We start from the raw sequence: 23,750 nt of genomic DNA on the forward strand, positions 1-23,750 counted from the left end.
CGGAGGGTCGGTATCGGCTGGCTCAGCCGAGCGGGCCGATCTCCCGTTCGATCGCCGCGCGCAGCTCCGGGCCGCGCACCACGTCCCGCGCGGCCTCCATCAGCGGCGCGAGGAACACGTCCGGCCCCGGCTCGCCGATGGTGCCGCCGAGCGCGTCGAGCGCCGCCCGCCCGGCCGGTGACGGCGTCAGCGGCGCGCGGAGCTGGAGTCCGCGTACGGCCGCCAGCAGTTCCACCGCGAGCAGGCTGGTCAGGTTGTCCAGCACGGTGCGCAGCTTCTTGGTGGCCGCCCAGCCCATCGAGACGTGGTCCTCCTGCATGCCGCTGGTCGGCAGCGAGTCGATCGAGGCGGGCGCGGCGAGCCGGCGGTTCTCCGCCACGATCCCGGCGGCGGTGTACTGGGCGATCATCAGCCCGGAGTTCACCCCGGGGTCCGGGGAGAGGAACGCCGGCAGGTCACGGTTGCGGGCCACGTCGAGCAGCCGGTCCACCCGGCGCTCGGCGATCGCGCCCACCTCGGCGGCGGCGATGGCCAGGTAGTCGGCGGCGAAGCCGAGCGGCGCGCCGTGGAAGTTGCCTGTCGACTCGACCCGCCCGTCCGGCAGCACCACCGGGTTGTCCACCACCGACAGCAGCTCCCGGCCGGCCACCACCTCGACGAAGTCGAGCGTGTCCCGGGCCGCGCCGGCCACCTGCGGGGCGCAGCGCATCGAGTACGCGTCCTGCACCGCGTGCGCCAGGTCGTCGCGGTGCGAGTCCATCACCGCCGAGCCCTGCAACAGCCGGTGGATGTTCGCCGCCGACGCGGCCTGGCCCGGGTGCGGGCGGATCGCGTGCAGCTCGGGCAGGAACGGCCGCTCCGACCCGAGCATCGCCTCGATGGCCAGCGCCGCCGTCACGTCCGCCATGGCGAACAGGTGCCGGGCGTCGGAGACGGCGAGCAGCAGCATGCCGAGCATGCCGTCGGTGCCGTTGATCAGCGCCAGCCCCTCCTTGGCGGCGAGCGACACCGGCTTCAGCCCGACCCGGTGCAGCGCGTCGGCGGCCGGGATGCGGTCACCGGCCGGGCCGAGCACCCAGCCCTCGCCGAGCAGCACGAGCGCGCAGTGCGCCAGCGGCGCCAGGTCTCCGGACGCGCCGAGCGAGCCGTGCTCGGGCACCCACGGGGTGACCTCGTGGTTGAGCAGGTCCACGAGCGCCTCGGCGACCAGCGGGCGGACCCCGGAGCGGCCGAGCGCCAGCGACCGGACCCGCAGCAGCATCATGGCGCGTACCACCTCGCGCGGCATCGGCGCGCCCACCCCGGCGGCGTGCGAGCGGATCAGCGCGTGCTGAAGCTCGGCCCGGCGCTCCGGGGCGACGAACGTGTTGGCGAGCGCGCCGAAGCCGGTGGAGACGCCGTACACCGGACGGCCGGCCGCCTCGATCCGGTCCACGATGGACCGGGAGGTCGCCATCGCCTCCGTGGCGGCCGGGTCGAGCACGACCTTGGCGGTGCCGCGGGCCACCGCGAGCACGTCGGCGGCTGTGACGCCGGTGGACAGGATGGTCACGGTGGTCATCGCGGTACTCCGTTGTGCAGGACCTGGCGGATCAGTGGCACGCCCGGCCGGTAGGCCAGGTGCAGGTGGGACGGGGCGTCGAGGATGATCAGGTCGGCCCGCGCCCCGGGCGTCAGCCGCCCCACGTCGGTGCGGCGCAGCGCCGCCGCCCCGCCGGCGGTCGCGGCCCACACCGCCTCCGCCGGGGTCATCCGCATCTCGCGTACGGCGAGCGCGACGCAGAACGGCATCGACGACGTGTACGACGAACCGGGGTTGCAGTCGGTGGCCAGCGCGACCGTGACGCCCGCGTCGAGCAGCCGCCGGGCGTCCGGGTACGGCGACCGGGTGGAGAACTCGGCGCCGGGCAGCAGCGTGGCGACAGTCTCCGAACCGGCCAGCGCGTCGACGTCGGCGTCGGTCAGGTGGGTGCAGTGGTCGACGCTGGCCGCTCCCAGCTCCACGCCCAGCCGCACGCCCGGCCCGGGACCGAGCTGGTTGGCGTGCAGCCGTACGCCCAGACCGGCGGCCTGCCCGCAGGCGAGGATGGCCCGCGTGTGGTCGGCGTCGAACGCGCCCCGCTCGCAGAACACGTCGATCCAGCGGGCGTACGGCGCGGCGGCGGCCAGCATCGGCCCGCACACCAGGCCCACGTAGTCGTCGGGACGGTCGGCGTACTCGGCGGGGACGACGTGCGCGCCGAGGAACGTGGTGTCGCCGGTGAACTCGGCGGCGATCCGCAGCGAGCGGGCCTCGTCGGCGACGTTGAGGCCGTACCCGCTCTTGATCTCGACCGTGGTGGTGCCCTGCCGCAGCATCTCCGCGCGCAGCCGGCCCACAGTGGCGCGCAGGTCGTCGTCGGAGGCCGCGCGGGTGGCGCCGACTGTGGTGCGGATGCCGCCGCCGGTGTAGCGCTCGCCGGCCATCCGGGCGGCGAACTCGGCGGCCCGGTCCCCGGCGAAGACCAGGTGGGCGTGGCTGTCCACGAAGCCGGGCAGCACCGCCGCGCCACCGGCGTCGATCCGCCGGTCCGCGGCGGGCGCGTCGCGGGCCGACCCGATCCAGGCCACCTGCCCGTCCTCGACCAGCAGGGCGGCGTCGCGCCGGACGCCCAGCGGGTCCCCGTCGCGGCCGTCGTTGGTGACCAGCTCGCCGATGTGGTCGACGAGCAGGCTGCCGCGCCTCACGAGTCCTCCTTGGCGGTCACCGCCGCGATCGCGTCCCGCAGCTCGGTTGGCACGTCCACGGTCAGGTGCCGGCCGCCGTCCACCACCGGCCTCCCGTCCACGATCACGCTGGTCACGTCGGCGGCGGTGGCGGCGAAGAACGCGCCGACCGGTGGCACCCCGGCGGTGCGGGCGCTGTCCAGCCGTACCGTGACCAGGTCCGCCCGCTGCCCGACGGCGAGCCGGCCGGCGTCGCCCCAGCCCAGCGCGGCGTGCCCGCCGACGGTGGCGGCGCCGAGCAGCTCGGCCGGCGTGAAGTGCCCCCGCCGCCGGGTACGCAGCCGCTCGTCCATCTCCAGCGCGCGGGCCTCCTCGAACAGGTCCACCACGGCGTGGCTGTCGCTGCCCAGGCTCAGCGGGCTGCCCGCGTCGGCCATCCGCCGCACCGGGCCGACCCCGTCGGCCAGGTCGCGTTCGGTGGTGGGGCAGACGCAGACCCGGGTACGGCTGTCGCCGAGCAACGCCACGTCGGCGGCGGTCGGGTGGGTGGCGTGCACGGCCGTGGTGTGCGGGCCGAGCACCCCGTGGTCGGCCAGCAGCCGCGTCGGCGTGCACCCGTGCACGGCCCGGCAGGCGTCGTTCTCGGCCGGCTGCTCGGACAGGTGCACGTGCAGCGGCAGCCCGTTGCGGTCGGCCCAGCCCGCCACCGTGGCGAGCTGCTCGGCGGGGACCGCGCGCACCGAGTGGATGGCCGCGCCGAGCCGGACGTGCTCGTCGGCCGGGCGGAACGCGTCCACCCGCGCCGCCCAGCGCAGCGCGTCGCCGTCACCGAACCGGCGTTGCGGCCCGGTCAGCGGCGCGCCGTCCACGCCCCCGGCCAGGTACGCGGTGTCCAGCAGCGTGAGCCGGACACCGGCGTGCGCGGCGGCCTCCACCAGCGCGGCGGACATCGCGTTCGGGTCGTCGTACGGCGTGCCGCCGGGACCGTGGTGCAGATAGTGGAACTCGCCCACGCAGGTGATCCCGGACAGCGCCATCTCCGCGTACACGGCGCGGGCCAGCGCCAGGTAGGTGTCCGGGTCGAGCCGGGTCGCGACGGCGTACATCAGGCTGCGCCAGGACCAGAAGTCGCCGCGCCCGTCGTGGGTGCGCCCGCGCAGCGCCCGGTGGAAGGCGTGCGAGTGGGCGTTCGCCAGGCCGGGCACCGTCAGCCCGGGCAGCCGGACCGCGTCGCCGAGCACCTCCACCCCGGCGGTCGGCGGACCGTCGACGGTCAGCGGCGTGACCGCGGTGAGCCGCCCGTCGGTCGCCTCGATCAGCACGTCCCGGGTGGGCTCGGCGCGGTCGGGCAGCCAGGCGTACTCGGCCAGCCAGCGGGTCAGCGGCATGCCAGCTCCTCCAGGACCCGGGCCAGGGCGGTCACCCCGGCGGCGCAGTCGGCGTCGGTGGCCGCCTCGGCGGGGGAGTGCGACACCCCGGTCGGGTTGCGCACGAACAGCATCGCGGTGGGCAGGTGCGCCGCCAGCACCCCCGCGTCGTGCCCGGCGCCGGTGGGCAGCACCGGCGCGCCGAGCAGCGTGACCAGCCGGTCGGCCAGCCCGCCGTCGAACGCGACGAGCGGGGTCGCCGACTCCTGCGTGCAGGTCAGCGCGGTCCCGTCGCGGCCGGCCCGGTCGGTGGCCTTGGCGCGTACCGCCTCGACCAGACCGTACAGCGTCTCCGCCTCGGCCGCCCGCGCGTCCAGCCAGCCGGTGACCCGGGACGGGATCGCGTTCGTGGCGTTCGGCTCGACCGACACCCGGCCCACGGTGGCGTGTGCGTCGCGCAGCCGGGCCTCCTTGTTCGCCGCCAGCACCGTGAACGCGTAGGTGAGCATCGGGTCGCGGCGGTCGGCCATCCGGGTCGTACCCGCGTGGTTGCCCTCGCCGGTGAAGTCGAACCGCCACCGGCCGTGCGGCCAGATCGCGGAGGCCACCGCGACCGGCGCGCCCTGGTCGACCAGCGCGCGGCCCTGCTCGACGTGCAGCTCCACGAAGGCCGCGAAGCGGCCGAGCAGCGCCGGGTCGGCGCCCGCCGGCCGCTCGCCGAGCGCCTGCGCGAAGGTCGTCCCGGCCTGGTCGCGCAGCCCGGCCGCGCGGTCGACGTCGATCTCGCCGGTGAGCAGCCGCGACCCGAGGCAGGGTACGCCGAACCGCGCGCCCTCCTCCTCCACGAACGCGGCCACCACCACCGGCCGGTCCGGGGTGACGCCGGCGGCCCGCAGCTCGTCCACGGCGAGGAACGCGCTGACGATGCCGAGCGGACCGTCGTACGCGCCGCCGTGCGGCACCGAGTCGAAGTGGCTGCCGGTGAGCACCGCGCCCCCGGCCTCCGGGTCGCCCCACCAGGCGAACAGGTTGCCGTTGCCGTCCTCGGACACCGGCATGCCCCGCCGGTCGGCCTGCTCCCGGAACCAGCCCCGCAGCGTCAGCTCCGGCTCGGTCAGCGCGTAGCGCAGGTAGCCGCCGCTGCCGGCGTCCCGCCCGACCGGGGCGATCTCGTCCCACAGCGCGCGGAACCGCTCCGCCAGGTCGGTCACAGGTCACCCTCGGCCATCGGGACGCGGACGCCGGTGCGCTCGGCCACCGCGCGGGCGTCGTCGTAGCCGGCGTCGACGTGCCGGATCACGCCCATCGCCGGGTCGTTCGTCAGCACCCGCTCGATCTTCTGCCCGGCCAGCGCGCTGCCGTCGGCCACGCAGACCTGCCCGGCGTGGATCGACCGGCCGATGCCGACGCCGCCGCCGTGGTGGATCGACACCCAGGACGCGCCGCTGGCGGTGTTGACGAGCGCGTTCAGCAGCGGCCAGTCGGCGATCGCGTCGGAGCCGTCGGCCATCGCCTCGGTCTCCCGGTAGGGGCTCGCCACGCTGCCGCAGTCCAGGTGGTCCCGGCCGATCACCACGGGCGCGCTCAGCTCGCCGGAGGCGACCATCTCGTTGAACCGCACCCCGGCGCGGTCCCGCTCGCCGTAGCCGAGCCAGCAGATCCGCGCCGGCAGGCCCTGGAACGCGACCCGCTCTCCGGCCATCCGGATCCACCGGGCGAGGGACTCGTTCTCCGGGAACAGGTCGAGGATGGCCCGGTCGGTCGCGGCGATGTCCTTCGGGTCGCCGGAGAGCGCGGCCCAGCGGAACGGACCCTTGCCCTCGCAGAACAACGGCCTGATGTACGCGGGCACGAACCCGGGGAAGTCGAACGCCCGCTCGTACCCGCCGAGCTTGGCCTCGCCCCGGATCGAGTTGCCGTAGTCGAAGACCTCCGCGCCCGCGTCCAGGAAGCCGACCATCGCCTCCACGTGCTTCGCCATCGACGCCCGCGCCCGGTCGGTGAACTCGGCCGGCTTGGCCGCCGCGTAGTCCCGGGCGTCGCCGAGGTCCACGCCCTCCGGCAGGTACGACAGCGGGTCGTGCGCGCTGGTCTGGTCGGTCACGATGTCGATCGCGACGCCCCGGCGCAGCAGCTCGGGGAAGACGGTGGCGGCGTTGCCGACCACGCCGACGCTGAGCGCCCGCCGGTCCCGCTTCGCCGCGAGCGCCCGCTCGATGGCGTCGTCCAGCGAGTCGGCCACCTCGTCGAGGTAGCGGTCGTGCACCCGGCGGTCCAGCCGCGACCGGTCCACGTCCACGACCAGGCAGGCGCCGCCGTTCATGGTGACCGCCAGCGGCTGCGCCCCGCCCATCCCGCCGCAGCCGGCGGTGAGCGTCAGCGTGCCGGCGAGCGTGCCGCCGAAGCGCTTGGCGGCCACCGCGGCGAACGTCTCGTACGTGCCCTGGAGGATGCCCTGGGTGCCGATGTAGATCCACGAACCGGCGGTCATCTGCCCGTACATGGTCAGGCCCAGCGACTCCAGGCGGCGGAACTCCGGCCAGGTGGCCCAGTCGCCGACCAGGTTGGAGTTGGCCAGCAGCACGCGCGGCGCCCACTCGTGGGTCCGCATCACGCCGACCGGCCGGCCCGACTGCACCAGCATCGTCTCGTCGTCGCGCAGCTCGGTGAGCGTCCGCACGAGCGCGTGGTACGACGGCCAGTCCCGGGCCGCCCTGCCGGTGCCGCCGTAGACCACCAGGTCGTCGGGGCGCTCGGCCACCTCCGGGTCGAGATTGTTCATCAGCATCCGCAGGGCGGCCTCCTGCGGCCACCCCTTCGCGGTGCGGGTGACGCCGCGGGCGGCGCGGACGGGCTGGTGCATCTCGTACTCCTCTCAGCCGAGGAACAACTGGCGGCGGGCGGCGGACGACTCGAACGCCTCGAGCCGGTCCTGGGTCTCGGCCGGTGCGGCGTCGCAGATCGCCTGGAGCACCACCATGGCCAGGGTCATCGGTGCGGTGTGCAGGTCGAAGACCAGGTCGGCGCCGACGGCGGCGGGCAGCACCACCTCGGCGTGCTCGGTGGCCGGGCTCACCGGCGAGTCGGTGATCGCCACGACGGCCAGCCCGGCGTCCCGGGCCTCGCGCAGCGCGTCGAGGGTCTCCCGGGGGTAGCGGGGCAGCACGAACGCGAGCATCGCCGTCGCGCCGGCCGCGACGGCCTGGTCCAGGCGGTCCACGAGCATGCTGCCGCCGTCGTCGAACACCCGTACGTCCGGGTGCACCTTCGCCGCGAAGTAGGCGAAGTAGGCGGCCAGCGGCGCGGCGGCCCGCAGCCCGAGCACCGGCAGCGGGCGGCTGGCGGCGAGCAGGCGGCCCACCTCGGCGACCCGGCCGGCGTCGGCGAGCTGCGCGGCGAGACGGTCGAGGTTGTCCCGTTCGGCGTGGACCGCCCGTTGCAGCGCGTTCCCGGCGCGGTCCTGGTCGGCGGCGCCGCGCGCGCCCAGCTCGCGCAGGCGGCGGCGCAGCGCGGGGTAGCCGTCGTGGCCGAGCGCCATGGCGAACCGGGTCACCGACGGCTGGCTGACGCCGGCCAGCTCGGCCACCTCGGCGGCGGACAGGTACGCCGCCGCGCCCGCGTGCCGCACCAGGCAGTGCGCGATGCGGCGCTGCGTCGGGGTGAGCCGTACGCCGTGGAAGAGGTCGAGCAGGCGGTCAGGGGAGGCCGCACCGCTTTCATTCACGAGCTGACTCTATGCATGAAAACTTTCAGAGCGCAAGCGTCGCGCGACCGCAGGGAGGTCCGATGAGCGTGCTCTCTGTACTATCCGCACGGCGGGTGAGCAGAGGAGTGGGGCATGCAGCCGGAGGGGCCGTACAGGTTCACCGAGACGTTGGGCGAGTGCCAGGTCGGCCGGGCGTGGGCGGCTCTCGACGGGCAGGACCGCCCGGTCACCGTCGCCGTCCTCGAAGGTGCCGCCGCCGGTGACCAGCGCTGGCGGGAGGCGTTCGCCAACGCGGCGAACGTGCTGGCGCAGACCCCGGGCGGCCACCGGTACGTCAACGCCGACTTCGCCGCCGCCGAGCCCTGGATCGCGTACCCGTCCGAAGAGGAGGGCGCGGCCGAGCGGCTGTTCCGCAGCCTCGGCATGGACTACCAACGCACCCCGACGGCCGAGATGCTCCCGCCGCCCCCGGCCGCCGCCCCCGTCTCCGCGCCGCCCCAGTTGCCGTGGGTTCCGCAGCCCTGGGCGATGGCGGCTCAGCCGATCTCCGGCGCGCCGATGTCCCCGGCCGCCGTCTCCGCGACCTCCGGGGTCCCCGCGCAGTCCGCCGTCTCCGCGCCACCCGCCGTCGGCTCGGCGCCGGTGGCCACCGACCCGCTGGACCCGTCCGGCGGACGCCGGATCGCCCCGGTGCAGCCGGCGCCGAAGCGGCGCGACTGGATCTCGATCGTCGGCGCCCTGGTGCTCACCCTGGTCGCCGGCACCGCCGGGTTCTTCCTCGGCGCGGGGCGCGAGAAGGAGGCCGCGACGCCCACGCCGTCGGCCAGCCCGTCGCTGCCGCCCTACGAGGCCACGCAGCTCGCCATCAACAAGGCCAAGTTCGAGGGTGAGCTGGCCCCGCTGGTCGAGCCCTGGCTGACCCGCATCGGCGGCTGCACCGTCTACAACCAGCCGGGCGCCCCGAAGCTGCCGGCGGACGAGAAGGGGCACGTGTTCTGCCACTACGGCGGCGCGTGGCTGCACTTCACGCTCTACCCGGGACAGAAGCAGAAGGACACCGCGCGGGCGTACCGCCAGCAGCTCAACCTCGCCGGCGGCTCGCTGGCGCCGGGGCTGCGCGAGGCCGGCACCATGAAGGGCGGCGTGACCGGCAAGCCCGGCAGCTACGTCGAGTACGCCTTCGAGGGCGAGGACGGCCGGGCGATCTGCGGCGTCTGGTGGGACCCCGACGACATGCAGGGGGCCTTCTACATCGAGACGCTCTGCAAGGACGGTGTGGACGGCGACTGGGACGCCCTGCGCGACCTGTGGCAGCGCGGCAGCTGACCGCCGCGCCGCGTCATGCGGCGCTGATCCGGGCGACCGGCTCGACCCCGCCGGTGACCTGCTCGACGCGGTAGGCGGCGAGCGCCTGCCGCCAGGCGTCGACCTCGTCGCCGACGACGTGCGAGCGGATCAGCCAGACGCGCGCCCCGTCGCCGCGCTCGGCCGCCAGCTCGACCGCGTGCCGGAGACCGGCCTGCACGGCAGTGGTGTCGTGGCCGGGCACCACCACGACGTCCGGCCGGTCGGGCATGTCGACCCACCAGCCCACCGTGTTGCCGTGCGGCACGACCAGTCTCAGCCGCTCGTGCCGGGAGTAGAACGCGAACCCGTACCAGGCCGCGTTGTTCATGACCACGACGTCGTTCGGGAGGCGGTGCCGGGCCACGTACTCGGTCGCCGAACGTACGTCGGTGACGGCGATCGCCGTGTAGTAGAGCCCCGGCTCGTTCCCGTCGAACCGGTACCAGTGGCTGTTGCCGGCCGCGTACCCCCCGAGCAGGACCGCGCAGACGGCCGCGGCCAGGACGGCGGGCCGCACCCGGGGGAGCCGGCGGCAGGCCAGGTCGGCCGCGCGGCTCGCCGGCCCGGCGACCCCGAGGCCGGCCACGGCGGCGGCGGTGACGAGCAGGAAGTGCGAGGTACGCAGTTCCAGCAGCGGATAGACCTTCGCGACGCCGACGATCGTCGCGACCACCGGCAGGAGCATCACGGCGACCGCGGCGGCGGGCCGGCCGTGCCTGCGGAGCGTCAGCGTGCCGGCCACGAGCAGGGCGACCACCACCAGCCCGGGCGCGCCGACGACCGGCATCAGCGTGTCGATCTGCCGCGCCAGGTAGCCGGGCAGCTCGGTCACCCCGGGGAAGTTGCCGGCCCAGAACTGCTGCATGGGCACGTTGCGGCCCTGCATCGAGATGCCGAAGTACACGCCGGTGAGGACCAGCCCGGCGTTGAGCCCGGCCACTGCCACCTCGACCAGGCGTAGCCACTGCCGCCGGACCGCGGTGACCAGCAGCAGCCCGCCGAACGCGCACGGCGCCACGATGGCGGTGACGTGGCTGACCAGCATGCCCGCGGCGACGGCGGCGGTGAGCACGTTGAGCCGCCGCCGCGACCACCGCTGCTCGACCCAGGCGACCAGGGCGAGCACGCCCACGGCCACGGCGGCGTCGGCGGTGTACTGCTTGAGGTCGTGGCGCACCTGCTGGGCGGGGAGCAGCAGGACCGCCGCCGCGCAGGCCGCGCCGGCCACCACGCCCCGGCCGGGCGTCGACCATCGCAGCGACCGGCCGAGACCGTACGCCGCCACGACCGCGAGCCCCTGGAACGCCAGCGTGACCAGCCGCAGGTCGTCCGGATCGGGTACCAGCCGCAGCAGGAAGCTCCAGCCGAGCGGGCTGGACGACGTGGTGACCGGCAGATCGCCAAGCGGGAACCGGACGGACAGGGCGACCCACGCCTCGTCGAGCCAGTACGGCGCGCCGAGCATGGTCTTGACGTCGTGCAGGATCGGCAGGAGGCACAGCAGCGCGAGGACGGCGGTGCTGTCCCACAGGATCGGGCGGGGCCCCGGCGGTCGGCCCACCGTCCCGCCGGTTCTGTCCACATCGGCTGGTTCCACCCGTGTGACCACGTAGATCCCTATCCCCGCCTGCCGACCGGCCGTCACCCTAACCCACCACTCAGGTGCGTCGACAGGCCCGGACCTGCGGGCCCGCCTCCCCGTCCCCAGGGCTGGTGCCGATCGGCCACGGCTGATCCGTACGATCGTGCGGTGCGCGTGTTGGCTGACCGGATCAGGGGCATGGAGCGCAGGGTCCGCTACCTCGGCCTCGGCCTCGTCGTCCTGGCGGCCGGGTTCCTGCTGACGGGCAGGTGGCAGCTCGCGCTCGGGGTCGCCGTCGGCGCCCTGCTCGGCTGGGTGCTGACGGACCCGGTCCGGATCACCTGGGCGGTCTTCGTCATCGCGTTTGCCGTCCCGGTGACCATCGACGTCGGCTATCCGACGAACCCCTCGTACGCGCTGCTGCTGGTGCTGTTCGTCCTCGCCGCGTGGGGGCGGGTGCTGCGCGCCGAACGCGACGGGTGGCCGCCGAGGGCGCTCGCGGCGGCGCTCCTGCTTCCGTCGTGCGCGGTGCTCGCGGGGCTCGTCCACTGGCACGGGGTGAAGCCGATCGCCGTCGGCGTCGCGCCCCTGCTGTGCTTCGGCGTGCTGGCCTGGCACCTCGCGGAGGAGGCGCGGCACGACCGGCGGACCGTGCGGCGGATCGCGGAGGCGCTCACCTGGTTCAGCGTCGCCGTGGCCGTTTTCGCCAAGTACCAGACCGCTTCCCGGAGCTGGCCGATCTTCGACCAGTTCGCGTACGACTGGACCTACACCTCGGCGTTCGACGCGACCCGGGCGGTGGGTCTGTCCGGGCACCCCATCATCTACGGCACGTTCGCCATGGCGATGGTGCTCGTCGCGCTGACCCTCCGGGGCCGGTTCTGGTACGTGCCGGTCACCGCCAACCTCGTCGGCCTGGTGCTCTCCGGCACCCGCAGCGCCTGGGTGGGCACGGTTCTCGCGCTCGGCTTCTGGCTGTTCCTCCAGTGGCGGAAGGTCAGCTGGCGTGGCCTGGGCACCGCTGCCGTCATCGCCACGGTCACCTGGACGCTCGTGGCGGTCAGCCCACCGGCCCTGCAACCCGACACCACAGCCGCCGGCCCCACCCCGAGCCCGGCCGCACCCACCCCGGGTCCGGCCGCTCCGGCGGCGAGTTCGGCGGCGCCGGCGCCCGAATCGCCCGCCGCCACGCCGAGCCCGGCCACGCCGAGCCCGGCCGCTCCGGCGCCTCCGGCGGCGAGTTCCGGAGCGCCGGAGCCCAGCGCGCCGGCCCCGGCGGCACCGACCGCGAGCGCCGTGGACTCCGTCGACGTGGCGGGATCACGGATCTCCGACCCGGCCAGCGCCGACGCCCGCTTCACGCGGATGAGCGTGGTCTGGGACGGCATCACCCGCGACTGGTCCACCGTCGTCTTCGGCAACGGGCCGGAGGCCAACGTGCGGTTTCTGGAGAACGTCGGCATCGGCGACGGCCAGGCCCAGGTCTTCGACAACACCTACCTGACGTTCTGGTACAACTTCGGCCTGATCGGGCTGGCCTGCCTGCTGGCGCTGCTGGTGCTGCTGTACCGGCGCCTCCGGTCGCTGCCGGCCCGCCTCCTGCTGGTCGGGTTCGCGGCCCAGGTCTTCTTCTTCGACGTGTGGCTGTGGCTGGGCGCCGTGGCCGTGCTGCTCCTGGCGGTCGCGCTGGGCGCCGCCGACAACCCGACCCTGTCGGCGCGGCCGCTGCCGGTGCCCCGTCGCCGCCGACCGGGCGCGGAGGCCGCCGCCCCGGCCGTCGCGGGCCCGCGCTAACCGGCGGCCGGGGCGGCAGCCGGATCCGGCTCGGCGTCCGCCGCTCGCCCGGGCACCGCACGCGCGTCGGGACCGTCCGGGCCCGGCGGATCGCCGGACGGCTCACGCAGCGCGGGCGGCGTCCAGTCCTTTCCCCGCAGCGCCGGCTTCTCGACCAGGTGCCAGGACAGCATCGCCAGCCCGAGGCTGAGCAGCGCGCTGACCAGGAAGAACCCGGCCACGCCGAGAGCCGGCAGGCCGAGCTTGGCGAGCACCTGCTGCACCACGAACGAGTAGATGTAGACGCCGTACGAGTAGTCGTTGTCGCGGCCGACGCGGTGCAGCATCCTCGGCAGCCGTACGGCCAGCCAGAGGACGGCGTACGCGTAGGCGAGCAGCGCCGGGGCGAAGAACGCCCCGTCGACGACGTTCGGTCCCGGGCCGACGAAGTCGCCCCGCGCGGCGAGCCAGCCGACCGTCCCGAGCGCGAGCACGCCGAGCAGGTCGTTGATCGGCAGCCGGTCGCGATACAGCTCGGCGGCCCCGCCGGCCAGGAACATGAACCCGTACCAGAGCAGGTAGGTCTTCTCCAGCGCGCCGAGCATCGGCAGCGGACCGACCGCCCCGCTGGTCCAGACCGCCGTCCCGGGCTGGACATGGTTCCAGCAGAGGACGCCGAACACCGCGACCACGGCGAGCAGCGTGACCCAGCGGAGCTGCCGGCGCAGCACGGTCAGCGCGGCCAGGACGGCCACCGCCAGATAGCAGTAGATCTCGTAGGCGAGAGTCCACAGCGACCCGTTGATCGTGTTCCCGCCCTGCCAGTGCCAGTACGGCGTGTCACCGCGCAGCAGGTCGGCGATGCCGAACTGCCGCAGGCCGCCCCACCAGTTCAGCCGCAGGTAGTCGAGCACCCCGCCCGGGCTGCGCCACAGCCCGTCGAGCGTGCCGTGCCGGTCGAGGTACAGCAGGGGCGCGACGACCAGGCCGGTGAACAGCAGGCAGACCCACAGCCCGGGCCAGATCCGCAGCGCCCGGTGCCACAGGAAGCGGGGCACCGAGTTGCGCCGCGCCGAGCCGACGACGAGGAACCCGGAGATCGTGAAGAAGCCCGCCACCGCCAGGGCGCCCAGGTCGACACGGTGCAGCAGCGGACGCCCGAACCCGAGGGCGGCGGTGTGGGACAGCACCACGGCCAGCGCGAAGGCGAGTCGCAGCGCGCCGAAACTGTTGGCCCGCCCGTGGTACGCCGTCGCCAGCGGCTGCGACGCGAGCGCACGCCGGACGGCGGTCCTCAGGAGGGGAGACACGCGGACCGACCCGGCTCAGCCGGCCACCGGCGGCCGGGGCGCGGGCACCCGTGAACCGATCAGCCCGGCCGCCCGGTGGTGCCGGCGGCCGGCCGGCGGCAGGCCGACCAGGAACTCGGGGAACATGCCGAAGAAGATCCGGGCGCTGCGCAACTCCAGCGTGTGCGCCGCCGACCACCGCACCGAGTTCGTCGCCCGCGCCCAGTGGTGGGTCCACCGCACGTCACCGAGCAGCGCGACCGGGAAACCGCGCTGCCACGCCCGCAGGCCCAGCTCGTGGTCCTCGTAGTAGAGGAAGAAACGCTCGTTCCACCCGCCCAGCTCGACGAGGTCCGCGGTGCGTCCGGCGACCGCCGCCCCCATCAGCCAGGCGACGTAGCGGACCTCGCCCGGCTCCGCCACCATCCGGTACGACTCGTGCAGGCGCGACAGCGGCCACAGCTTCCGGTTACCGAGCTTCGCGGTGGCGTACGGGAAGCCACGCCCGTTGGGCTGCGGGCTCCCGTCGGTCGCGAGCAGTTGGGGCGCCACCAGTCCGCCGTGCGCGTCCAGGTGCCGCGCGAGCGCCTCCAGCCCGTCCGGGCGGACCTCCAGGTCCGGGTTCGCGAAGAGGAGGTACGTGCCGGCGGCCTCGCGCAGCGCGACGTTGTTGGCCCGGGAGAAGCCGACGTTCTCCGGCAGCGGGATGACCCGGGCGCCCAGTTCCCGGGCCACCGCCGCCGAGTCGTCGGACGACGCGTTGTCCACCACGATCCACTCGTACGGCTTCTCGCCGCGCCAGCAGCGGCGCAGCGTGTCCGCCGAGTTGTAGGTGACAGTCACGACACTCCACGGGTGTCCCGTCATCACGCTCTCCGAACTGTCAGATAGCTGAGCAGGGTCGCGAAGCCGAACCGCTCGCCGGTCCACTGCCGGCGGGCGGCCGGGCCCTCCCGCAGGCCGTGTCCCACGCCGCGCAGGAACGGCCGCAGCAGGCCCTGGCGGACCCGCCGGGCGGCGAGCGCGACGTGCGCCAACGCGAGGACCGGCAGCGCGACGAGCAGCAGCGGCCAGGTGAGCGTCCGCGCCGCGACGAGGAGCCGGTTACGGGCCAGGAGGAAGGCCCGGAAGCCCTGGAGCCGGTCGTCGCCGTCGACGCTGTGCCCTCCGGCGTGCGGGAGCATCAGGTCCAGCGGGCGGGTACGAACCCCCGAGGCGTGGAGCCGCAGCGCGAGGTCGGCGTCCTCACCCCAGGCGAACAGGTGCTCGTAGAACCCGCCGAACCTGCGGTACAGGTCGGTGGGGAAGACCGCCGCCCCGCCGGACGGGCCCAGTGGTGCCCGTGCCGTCGTGGCGGACCGGTCGATGAACAGCGAGACCGGGTGCAGGTCGATGCCCACGTACTCGCCGCCGTGCATGGCCAGGCCGACCGCGACCGGGGCGCCGGGGTCCTCCGCGACGGCGGCGCAGATGCGGGCCAGCGCGCCGTCGGGCAGCCAGACGTCCGGGTTCAGCAGCAGCACGTGGCCGGTGGTGGTGGCCGCGACGGCCCGGTTGCAGCCGGCCGCGAAGCCCGGGTTGGACGAGTCGGGCAGGTACCGGTACCGATCGTGGCCGAGGCAGCCGGCGATGATCTCCGCGCAGCCGTCCTCGGGCCAGTTGTCGGCGAAGACGAACCGCACCGGCAGCCCTTCGGCGCTGCGTACCCAGGTGGGCAGCGTCTCGGCGAGCATGCCGGCGGACCGGTAGAGTACCGTGACGACGGTCAGCTCCACGGCGGTCACCGCAGCGACCGGTACAGGCTCTGCCAGCGCGTCACGCACCGGTCGAAGGCGTACTCCTGGGCGTACCACTCGGCCACGGCCTGCCGCTCCTCGGCGGGCCCGGCGTGTGCCAGCGCCCGCCGGACCGCGCCGGCCAGCGCGGCGGGCGTGGGGTCCGCCCGGACGGCGAGCGTGCCGGTGGCGTGCCGGGTCACCTCGGCCAGCCCACCGGCCCCGGTGTGCGCCACCGGTACGCCCAGGGACAGCGCCTCCAACGCGCTGAGCCCGAACGACTCGACCCGGGACGGCACCAGCAGGCAGTCGATCCCGCGGAGGAAGTCCGCCGCGACGACCCGGCCGACGAGTTCCAGGTTCGGCCGGGCCGCGATCGGCAGCGAGCCGGCCCCGGCGACCCGGACATCCATCTCCGGCAGGTGCGCGGCGGTCTCGGCCAGCAGGTCCGCGCCCTTCTCCCGCTCCAGCCGGCCCAGGTAGCCGACCACGGGCCGCCGGTCGGTCGGCGCGTCGGCGGGCTTCGGGGCGGGCCAGTCGGCCGGCAGAGGATTGGGGATCAGGTGGATGTTCCGGACGCGGCCCCGCTCGCGCAGCTCGGCGGCCTCGAACTCGGACACCGCGACCGTCGCGTGCGGCCGGAGGCGGCGCATCGCCAGGTCCAGCGTGATGTTGGACTGGATGGCGGCCTTCTGCTGCCACGATCCAGCGGTGTCCCGGTACTGCCAGAGGCTGTTGTGCAGGGTGACCACGAGCGGGGTGCGGTCCAGGCTGAGCGCGGCCCGCGCGTGCATCGCCGCGGAGAGCAGGTGGGCGCAGACCACGTCCGGCCTCACCTCGCGGACGAGACGGCGGATCTCCCGCGCGTAGCCGAGGTCGATCCGGCTGGTCGCGCCGAGCCCGACCCACGGCACCCCGGCCTCGCGCAGCGACCGGCCCACCTCGTCGTCCGAGGTGGCGGCGACCACGTCGAGGCCGGTGCGGGCGTGCGCCGGCACCAGCTCGGTGAGCATCCGCTCCGCGCCGCCCAGCTGCCGCCGCCCGGCGCCACCCGTCGTGCAGACGAAGAGCACCTTCACGACGCACGCAGTCCCGCGACGGCCCCGCGCGCTATCGCGCGGCGCACGGAGTCGCGGCCCACCGCCGCCCGCAGCACGATGCCGCAGACGTACGCGGTGGCCGCCACCCGACCACGGCGGCCGCCCAGGTCCCGGCTGGCCCGGATGAACTCCCGGGTACGCCGCTCGGAGATCTCCTCGGCCGACCAGCGGCGCTTCGCCGTCGCGTCGTCCTCGTGCATGATCACGGCGTCCGCCACGTACGCCAGCCGTTTGCCCTGCCGGCGCACCGCCCAGCACAGCCGCATGTCCTCGGAGTAGAAGAACGACGTCTCGTCGACCCCACCGATGGCGTCGAAGGTGCTGCGCCGCAGCGCGACGAACGGCCCGGTCAGCCAGTCCGCCTGCTCCGGGGGCGCGACGATCCGCAGCCGCGGCACCACCAGGCTCAGCCCGGTGGCGTGGCCCAGCCCGACCCCCATGGTCAGGAACCGGCCGCCCTCGGTCTGCGGCACGCCCTCCGGCGTCACCACGGCGGGGAAGGCGGCGCCCACCTGCGGGTCCTCCAGAGCCGCCAGCAGCCGGGCCACCGCGTCACCGTGCACGACGATGTCGTTGTTGGAGAGGATGACGTTCGCCCTGCTGGTGTGCCGTACGCCGAGGTTCATGCCGCGGGCGTACCCCAGGTTCGAGCCGGACTGGACGTAGGTGACGCCCCGCTGTGCGCAGAACTCGCTCAGCGCCTCGCGGATCTCCGCCGAGCTGCCGTTGTCCACCACGACGATCTCGGCCTCGGCGGGCAGTGACAGGACGCAGGCGCGGGTGCGGTGGAAGTCCTCCCAGGCGAGAACCACGATCGAGACGTCCATCTCACACCATCCCAGGATTCGGCGGCTGCGCTCGGCGCAGGCTCGCTCTCGACGCGAACGCGTGTACGGCGTAGGCGAGCGAGGAGGCGACCGCCGCCCCGACGACACCGGCCCACGGGATGACGCCGAGGTATGCCGGAATCGCGACCGCCGACGTGACCACGGCGACCACAGTGGTCGCCTTCTCGCCCCGCCGCTTCAGCAGCAGGGCGCTCCAGCTCTTGCCGGCCGCCGTGGCCAGCGAGCCCGGCAGGAGCAGCAGCCCCAGGAGCCAGGCGTGCCGGTACTCCGGCGCCAGGAAGCCCAGCACGCCGAGCCCGGCGATCGCGGCCAGGGCGATCGGCAGGGCCGCCGTCACCACCGCCCGCGTCGGGTCCGGCCCGTCCCCGCCGTCCCGGTCGGCCAGGATGCGCTGCGCCCGCACCACGGCGCCGGCCTGCGCGAACTCCAGGGCGGCGACCGCCAGCGCGTAGACGCCGAGCGGACCGGCCCCGGCGAACCGGGCCACCAGGACCTGGTTGAACCGCAGCGTCATCATCTGCGCGAAGATGCCCAGGTGCAGGCTCCCGGCCGCGAGCAGGTCGGCCCGGTAGTCCGCGCCGGTCGACGTGGGCGCCGGGGCTGCCCCGGCCCGCCGCAGCCGCACCAGGACCAGGCCGCACACGGCGAAGGCGCTGAGCCACTGCACCGCTAGCCACACCATGCTCCACACGCCACCGTCGAGCCGGCCGGCGGCGTAGAGGGCGGCGTAACCGGCGACCAGGACCGCGCCGCTCGCCGCGCGCATCGCGTAGACCAGCCGGAAGCTGCGCTGCCGCAGCGCGAGCGACGACACCGTGTTGAACACGGTCAGACCCACCGCGGACCCGACCCCGACCAGATAGGCGCCGACCCCCGCCGCCGCGGTGAGCAGCGCGGCGGCGACCCCGGAGAGGAGTACGGCGACGCCGAGGATCGCGATCACGTACGGCCGTCCCCGGGACTGCACCCAGCCGGCCGGACGCGAGATGAGGAAGGTGTCGAGCGACAGCCCGCCGACGGCCGCGCCGAGCGTCGCGCTCACCATGTTCGCCGACAGTTCGCCGCGCTCCGCCGCGGGCAGCGCCACCGACATGACCGCCGCCAGGCCGGTCAGGCCCAGCGCGCCGAGATACAGGCGCTCAGGCGCGACGAGTTGCCGCAGCAGACCGGCCGTCCGGCGCCCGGGCGGAGGTGTCGAGCCGGGGTCCGACGAGGACTCAGCAGCGTCGACCAGCGAACCGCCTGTCACTCGTCTCCCCCAAACGATGCGGCACAGGACGGGTACGTCGGGTACCACGTCGCTGGCATTTTCTACCCGAATGACCGGTCAGCTGCAATCAGCCTTCGGGCCCCACCTGGCCGGGTCGGCACCGGCCACGAACGACACGCAGCTGCGGTAGTCGGGCAGGAGCCCGGCCGTACGGGCGTGCGCCAGGCTCGGCGCGGCGGCGTCGCGGGCCGACAGCACCGGCGCCTCGGCCGGCCAGTCGATCGCCAGTTCCGGGTCGAGGGGATGCACGGTGTGCTCGGCGCCCGGGTTGTAGGTGGTGGAGCAGAGATAGCTCAGCGTGGCGTCGTCGGTCAGCGCGCAGAAACCGTGCCCCAGCCCCTCGCTGAGATAGACGGCGCGCCGGTCGACGTCGTCCAGCCGCACCGCCTCCCACCGGCCGAACGTCGGCGAGCCCACCCGGATGTCCACCACCAGGTCGACCACGGCCCCGCGTACGCAGGTCACGTACTTGGCCTGGCCGGGCGGGACGTCGGCGAAGTGGATGCCGCGGACCACGCCCCGCGCGGAGACGGACAGGTTGCCCTGGGCGAGCCGCAACGGACGCCCGACCACCTCGGCGAGCCGGTCGAACCGGTACCACTCCATGAACAACCCGCGGGAGTCGCCGTGCTGCCGGGGCGTGATCTCCCAGGCCCCCTCGATGCTCAGCGGCCGGATCTTCATCTTTCGGTCCCGCTCCGCTCGGCCAGCAGGCCCAGCAGGTATTCGCCGTAGCCGCTGCGGGTCAGCGGATGGGCCAGCACGCGCAGCCGCTCGTCGTCGATCAGCCCGGACCGCCAGGCGACCTCCTCGACGCAGCCGATCTTCATGCCCTGGCGTTCCTCGATCACCCGGACGAACTCGGCGGCCTGCATCATCGACGTGAACGTGCCCGTGTCCAGCCACGCGGTGCCCCGGTCGAGCACCGTCACTGTCAGCTCGCCCCACACCCGGTACGTCTCGTTGATGGCGGTGATCTCCAGCTCGCCCCGGGCGCTCGGGGTCAGCTTGCGGGCGATGTCGACCACCCGGTTGTCGTAGAAGTAGAGGCCCGGCACCGCGTACCGGGACCGGGGATGCTCCGGCTTCTCCTCGATCGACAGCACCCGGCCGGCGTCGTCGAACTCCACCACGCCGTAGTCCTGCGGGTTCGCCACCGGGTACGCGAAGACCCGCCCACCGGCCGGTTCGCCGTGCTGGGCGAGCTGCCGGCCGAGCCCGACGCCGTGGAAGATGTTGTCGCCGAGGACCAGCGCCACCGACTCGTCGCCGATGAAGTCGGCGCCGAGCAGGAACGCCTGCGCGATGCCCTCCGGGCGGGGTTGCTCGGCGTACGCCAGGCGCAGCCCCCACTGGGTGCCGTCGCCGAGCAGCCGCTCGAACTGGGCCCGGTCGTCCGGCTTGGTCACCACCAGGATCTCCCGTACCCCGGCCATCACCAGAGTGGAGAGCGGGTAGTAGACCATCGGCTTGTCGAACACCGGCATCAGTTGCTTGGAGACGGCCCGGGTGATCGGCCAGAGCCGGGATCCGGTGCCGCCGGCGAGAAGGATTCCACGCACCCGCGGAGACTACCCGCGCGGCCACCGCCCCTGTGGCCCGTCGACGTCCCGCCCGGGCTGCCGGTACGGCGTAGACTCCACGACCCGTGAGGATCCTCGTCACCGGCGGTGCCGGCTTCATCGGGTCGGAGTACGTGCGGATGCTGCTGGGCGTCCCCGGCGGCGACGCGGCCGGGGTGCCGGTCGAGGGCCCCGACGCGCTCACCGTGCTGGACAAGCTGACCTACTCCGGCAACCTGGCGAACCTGACCCCGGTACGCGACGACCCCCGGCTGCGCTTCGTCCGCGGCGACATCTGCGATCCGGCGCTGGTCGACGAGGTGGTGCCCGGGCACGACGTGATCGTCCACTTCGCGGCCGAGTCGCACGTGGACCGCTCGATCACCGGCGCCGCTCCGTTCGTCACCACGAACGTGCTCGGCACCCAGACACTGCTGGACGCCGCGCTGCGGCACGGCGTGCGCCGGTTCGTGCACGTCTCCACCGACGAGGTGTACGGCTCGATCGACTCCGGCTCGTGGACAGAGGACTGGCCGCTGGCGCCGAACTCGCCGTACTCCGCCTCGAAGGCGGGGTCGGACCTGCTGGCGCTGTCCTACCACCGCACCCACGGCCTGGACGTCGTGGTGACGCGCTGCTCCAACAACTACGGGCCGTACCAGTTCCCGGAGAAGGTCGTCCCGCTGTTCGTGACCAACCTGCTCGACGGCGGCACCGTGCCGCTCTATGGCGACGGCGGCAACGTCCGCGACTGGCTGCACGTGCACGACCACTGCCGGGGTGTGGCGATGGTGCAGGAGAAGGGGCGGGCCGGCGAGGTCTACCACATCGGCGGCGGCACCGAGCTGACCAACCGGCAGCTCACCGAGCGGCTCCTGGCGGCGTGCGGGGCCGGCTGGGACCGGGTCGTGCCGGTCACCGACCGCAAGGGCCACGACCGCCGCTACTCGCTGGACATCAGCAAGATCAGCAACGAGCTGGGGTACGCCCCGAGCATCGACCTCGGCCGGGGCCTGGCCGAGACGGTCCGCTGGTACCGGGACAACCGGGCCTGGTGGGAGCCGCTGAAGACGGCCGGCCACTGATGACCCGAGTGCTCGTCACCGGCGCGGGCGGGATGCTCGGGCGGGACCTGCTCGCCGTGCTGCGGACCCGGCCGGACCTGTCGGTCACCGCCGCCGCCCGCGCCGACCTCGACGTCACCGACGCCCACGCGGTCCGGGACGCGGTCGGCGGGCACGACGTCGTGCTCAACGCCGCCGCGTGGACCGATGTGGACGGCGCGGAGACGCGAGAGCGGGACGCCACAGCCGTCAACGGCGACGCGGTGGCCGCCCTGGCCCACGCCTGTGCCGGGTCCGGTGCGCGTCTCGTGCACGTCTCCACCGACTACGTGTTCGCGGGCGACGCCACCGAGCCGTACCCGGAGGACGCCCCGACCGGCCCGGTCAACGCGTACGGGCGCGGCAAGCTCGCCGGGGAACTGGCGGTGGCGCGGCTGCTGCCCGAGACCGGGTACGTCGTGCGTACCGCCTGGCTCTACGCCACCCACGGGCGCAACTTCGTCACCACCGTGCTGCGGCTGGCAGCCGAACGCGACCGGCTCGACGTGGTGGACGACCAGCACGGGCAGCCCACCTGGTCGTACCGGCTCGCGGAGCGTCTCGTGGCGCTCGCCGACGCGGCGCTGGCCGGCGACGCGGCGCCCGGGACGTACCACGGCACCGCCGCCGGCGAGACGACCTGGTACGGCCTGGCCCGCGCCGTCCTCGCCCTGCGTGGCCTCGACCCGGACCGGGTCCGGCCGACCACGAGCGACCGCTTCCCGCGCCCGGCGGCGCGCCCCCGCTACAGCGTGCTGGCGCACGGCCGGTGGGCGGCGGCGAAGCTGCCGCCGCCGGGGGACTGGTACGCGGACCTGGCCGAGGCGCTCAGCGCCCCCCGCCCCGGAACACCTCGGTGACGGTACGCAGCACGATCTTGATGTCGAGCCAGAGCGACCAGTTCTCGACGTAGTAGTTGTCGAACCGGGCCCGGTCCGAGATCGGCGTGTCCCCGCGCAGGCCGCTGACCTGCGCCAGCCCGGTGAGCCCGACCGGCACGCGGTGACGCATCGCGTATCTGGGGTATTCGACGGAGAACTTCTCCACGAAGTACGGCCGCTCCGGCCGGGGCCCCACCACGCTCATCTCGCCGCGCAGGATGTTCCACAGCTGCGGCAGCTCGTCCAGCGAGGTGCGCCGCATGAACCGGCCGATCGGACCGACCCGCTCGTCGTGCGCGATGGACCAGGTGGTCTGCGACTCGTGCTCGTCGGCCGGGCGCATGGACCGGAACTTGATCACGTGGAACGGCTTGCCGTACCGGCCGATGCGCTCCTGGCGGAAGAACACGCCCCGGCCGCCGTCGAGCAACGTGGCGACGGCGCAGAGCAGCAGCAGCGGGCTCAGCAGCACCAGGGCGGTCACCGCGAACACCACGTCGGAGGCGCGCTTGAGCCGCCACCTGGGCCCGGTCAGCGTGGTGTCGCCGATCTTGATGATCGGGATGGCGCCGATGTGGTCGGGGTAGCCGCCCTGCGACCGCGACCCCCACAGGCGCGGCACCGCCCACAGGTCACAGCGGGAACTGGCCGGACGCAGCAGCGCCTCCATCAGGTCGGCCTCGGAGCAGTCCGGGTCGGCGATGACCAGGACCTCGCACTCCAGCATGTCGGCGAGCTTCTCCAGGTCGTCGATCGTGCCGATGAGCGGCAACGCGCCGATCCGCGGCCGTGACGGGGCGTCGACAGCGCCGACAAACCGCAGCCCGTACTGCGGGTATCGGCGCAGCAGCCGGGCCAGCTCACCGCCGATCGGGCCGCCGCCGATCACTATCGCGTTGTGCTCCACCCACCGCCGCTTGCGGGCCAGCAGGATGAGCCGGCTGTTCAGCGCCCGCCCGACGATCACCAGGCCGGCGGAGAGCGCGACGCCGCGCATGAACCCGCTGACGTGCGGCACCGAGTCGTGCCGCAGCGCCGCGATGATGGCACCCACCGCGCCGGAGGCCAGCAGCCGGCCGCCGAGGCTCGGCAGCTCGTCCAGGATGCTGATGTGCCGCCGCGGCCGGTAGAGCCCGCCCGCGGCGAACAGGCCCACCGTGAGCACGGCGTTGAACAACGTGCCGCGCCAGTAGTCCTGGGTCAGCAGCAGCGGCGCGAGCAGCGCCGCGACGTCGATGGGCGCGGTCACCATCCAGGCCCGCAACCGGCGGGTACGCGTCGACGCCCGCGAACCCGCGTACGGCAGCACTGTCGTCGTGTCCAGGCCGCCGTCCATCGGCGCGTTCATGGCCACACCGGACGGTGGCGCGGACGGATGCTCGAACGCCGGCAGGCGTGGCATGGTCGATCCTTCCCCGTGGCGCCCCCGGCCCGGATGCAG

General features: G+C 74.3%; 20 protein-coding genes. 4 read left to right on the forward strand and 16 right to left on the reverse strand.

The annotated features are described in order from the left end of the window. Positions 1 to 22 precede the first annotated feature (22 nt). The 6 genes from hutH to ACN27D_RS21915 are packed head-to-tail and all read right to left on the reverse strand — an operon-like array spanning position 23 to position 7,797. Complete coding sequence (gene hutH, locus ACN27D_RS21890) at positions 23 to 1,561, reverse strand: histidine ammonia-lyase (RefSeq protein WP_047892378.1); 1,539 nt, start codon at positions 1,559 to 1,561, stop codon at positions 23 to 25. Beyond that, positions 1,558 to 2,727 (reverse strand): imidazolonepropionase, encoded by a 1,170-nt coding sequence (hutI, locus tag ACN27D_RS21895; RefSeq protein WP_421499878.1) that lies wholly within the window; start codon positions 2,725 to 2,727, stop codon positions 1,558 to 1,560. Before hutI ends, hutH begins: the two co-directional genes overlap by 4 nt. Next, positions 2,724 to 4,088: a formimidoylglutamate deiminase gene (locus tag ACN27D_RS21900; protein WP_421501183.1), complete on the reverse strand. Its 1,365-nt coding sequence runs from the start codon at positions 4,086 to 4,088 to the stop codon at positions 2,724 to 2,726. The genes hutI and ACN27D_RS21900 overlap by 4 nt, the downstream gene beginning before the upstream one ends. Further along, complete coding sequence (locus ACN27D_RS21905; protein ID WP_421499879.1) at positions 4,085 to 5,284, reverse strand: allantoate amidohydrolase; 1,200 nt, start codon at positions 5,282 to 5,284, stop codon at positions 4,085 to 4,087. The genes ACN27D_RS21900 and ACN27D_RS21905 overlap by 4 nt, the downstream gene beginning before the upstream one ends. Then, entirely contained in the window at positions 5,281 to 6,936 is a 1,656-nt protein-coding gene (gene hutU, locus ACN27D_RS21910; RefSeq protein ID WP_421499880.1) for a urocanate hydratase, read from the reverse strand. The genes ACN27D_RS21905 and hutU overlap by 4 nt, the downstream gene beginning before the upstream one ends. A 12-nt stretch (positions 6,937 to 6,948) precedes the next feature. Beyond that, positions 6,949 to 7,797: a MurR/RpiR family transcriptional regulator gene (locus ACN27D_RS21915; protein WP_421499881.1), complete on the reverse strand. Its 849-nt coding sequence runs from the start codon at positions 7,795 to 7,797 to the stop codon at positions 6,949 to 6,951. Between the two features lie 114 nt (positions 7,798 to 7,911). Here ACN27D_RS21915 and ACN27D_RS21920 point away from each other — a divergent pair, with 114 nt between their 5' ends. Further along, complete coding sequence (locus tag ACN27D_RS21920; RefSeq protein WP_030501835.1) at positions 7,912 to 9,105, forward strand: hypothetical protein; 1,194 nt, start codon at positions 7,912 to 7,914, stop codon at positions 9,103 to 9,105. Between the two features lie 13 nt (positions 9,106 to 9,118). Here ACN27D_RS21920 and ACN27D_RS21925 read toward each other — a convergent pair whose 3' ends face one another. Beyond that, positions 9,119 to 10,687, reverse strand: a complete 1,569-nt coding sequence (locus tag ACN27D_RS21925; protein WP_358170055.1) for a hypothetical protein — start codon at positions 10,685 to 10,687, stop codon at positions 9,119 to 9,121. A 189-nt stretch (positions 10,688 to 10,876) separates the two neighbouring features. Here ACN27D_RS21925 and ACN27D_RS21930 point away from each other — a divergent pair, with 189 nt between their 5' ends. Next, positions 10,877 to 12,502, forward strand: coding sequence for a hypothetical protein (locus ACN27D_RS21930; RefSeq protein ID WP_358170057.1), 1,626 nt, complete (start codon positions 10,877 to 10,879; stop codon positions 12,500 to 12,502). Here the strand turns inward: ACN27D_RS21930 and ACN27D_RS21935 are convergent. The 8 genes from ACN27D_RS21935 to rfbA all read right to left on the reverse strand — a co-directional run bounded on the left by ACN27D_RS21935 (position 12,499) and on the right by rfbA (position 20,325). After that, positions 12,499 to 13,791, reverse strand: coding sequence for an acyltransferase family protein (locus ACN27D_RS21935; RefSeq protein WP_260033104.1), 1,293 nt, complete (start codon positions 13,789 to 13,791; stop codon positions 12,499 to 12,501). The two genes, ACN27D_RS21930 and ACN27D_RS21935, sit on opposite strands and share 4 nt — an antisense overlap. A 15-nt stretch (positions 13,792 to 13,806) precedes the next feature. Beyond that, positions 13,807 to 14,613, reverse strand: coding sequence for a glycosyltransferase family 2 protein (locus ACN27D_RS21940; protein ID WP_396849349.1), 807 nt, complete (start codon positions 14,611 to 14,613; stop codon positions 13,807 to 13,809). Between the two features lie 23 nt (positions 14,614 to 14,636). Continuing rightward, positions 14,637 to 15,554 carry a glycosyltransferase family 2 protein gene (locus ACN27D_RS21945; RefSeq protein ID WP_358170059.1) on the reverse strand — a complete coding sequence of 306 codons (918 nt, stop codon included), beginning with the start codon at positions 15,552 to 15,554 and terminating at the stop codon, positions 14,637 to 14,639. After that, positions 15,551 to 16,624, reverse strand: coding sequence for a glycosyltransferase family 4 protein (locus tag ACN27D_RS21950; protein ID WP_030501829.1), 1,074 nt, complete (start codon positions 16,622 to 16,624; stop codon positions 15,551 to 15,553). Before ACN27D_RS21950 ends, ACN27D_RS21945 begins: the two co-directional genes overlap by 4 nt. Continuing rightward, complete coding sequence (locus tag ACN27D_RS21955) at positions 16,621 to 17,472, reverse strand: glycosyltransferase (RefSeq protein ID WP_421499882.1); 852 nt, start codon at positions 17,470 to 17,472, stop codon at positions 16,621 to 16,623. The genes ACN27D_RS21950 and ACN27D_RS21955 overlap by 4 nt, the downstream gene beginning before the upstream one ends. Before the next feature lies 1 nt (position 17,473). Continuing rightward, positions 17,474 to 18,742 (reverse strand): hypothetical protein, encoded by a 1,269-nt coding sequence (locus ACN27D_RS21960; RefSeq protein WP_421499883.1) that lies wholly within the window; start codon positions 18,740 to 18,742, stop codon positions 17,474 to 17,476. A gap of 78 nt (positions 18,743 to 18,820) precedes the next feature. After that, the gene (locus tag ACN27D_RS21965; protein WP_052165656.1) at positions 18,821 to 19,447 is read right to left on the reverse strand and encodes a dTDP-4-dehydrorhamnose 3,5-epimerase family protein; all 627 of its coding nucleotides are present in this window, start codon (positions 19,445 to 19,447) and stop codon (positions 18,821 to 18,823) included. Beyond that, positions 19,444 to 20,325 (reverse strand): glucose-1-phosphate thymidylyltransferase RfbA, encoded by an 882-nt coding sequence (rfbA, locus tag ACN27D_RS21970; RefSeq protein WP_421499884.1) that lies wholly within the window; start codon positions 20,323 to 20,325, stop codon positions 19,444 to 19,446. The genes ACN27D_RS21965 and rfbA overlap by 4 nt, the downstream gene beginning before the upstream one ends. An 86-nt stretch (positions 20,326 to 20,411) precedes the next feature. Here rfbA and rfbB point away from each other — a divergent pair, with 86 nt between their 5' ends. Both rfbB and rfbD read left to right on the forward strand, forming a co-directional pair. Beyond that, entirely contained in the window at positions 20,412 to 21,410 is a 999-nt protein-coding gene (gene rfbB, locus ACN27D_RS21975; protein WP_421499885.1) for a dTDP-glucose 4,6-dehydratase, read from the forward strand. Further along, positions 21,410 to 22,288: a dTDP-4-dehydrorhamnose reductase gene (gene rfbD, locus ACN27D_RS21980; RefSeq protein WP_421499886.1), complete on the forward strand. Its 879-nt coding sequence runs from the start codon at positions 21,410 to 21,412 to the stop codon at positions 22,286 to 22,288. Before rfbB ends, rfbD begins: the two co-directional genes overlap by 1 nt. Here the strand turns inward: rfbD and ACN27D_RS21985 are convergent. Next, positions 22,257 to 23,711: a sugar transferase gene (locus tag ACN27D_RS21985; RefSeq protein WP_120571393.1), complete on the reverse strand. Its 1,455-nt coding sequence runs from the start codon at positions 23,709 to 23,711 to the stop codon at positions 22,257 to 22,259. The two genes, rfbD and ACN27D_RS21985, sit on opposite strands and share 32 nt — an antisense overlap. Positions 23,712 to 23,750 lie beyond the last annotated feature (39 nt).

This window comes from Micromonospora sp. WMMD1274, from assembly GCF_049179035.1.
Classification (GTDB): Bacteria; Actinomycetota; Actinomycetes; order Mycobacteriales; family Micromonosporaceae; genus Micromonospora; species Micromonospora tulbaghiae.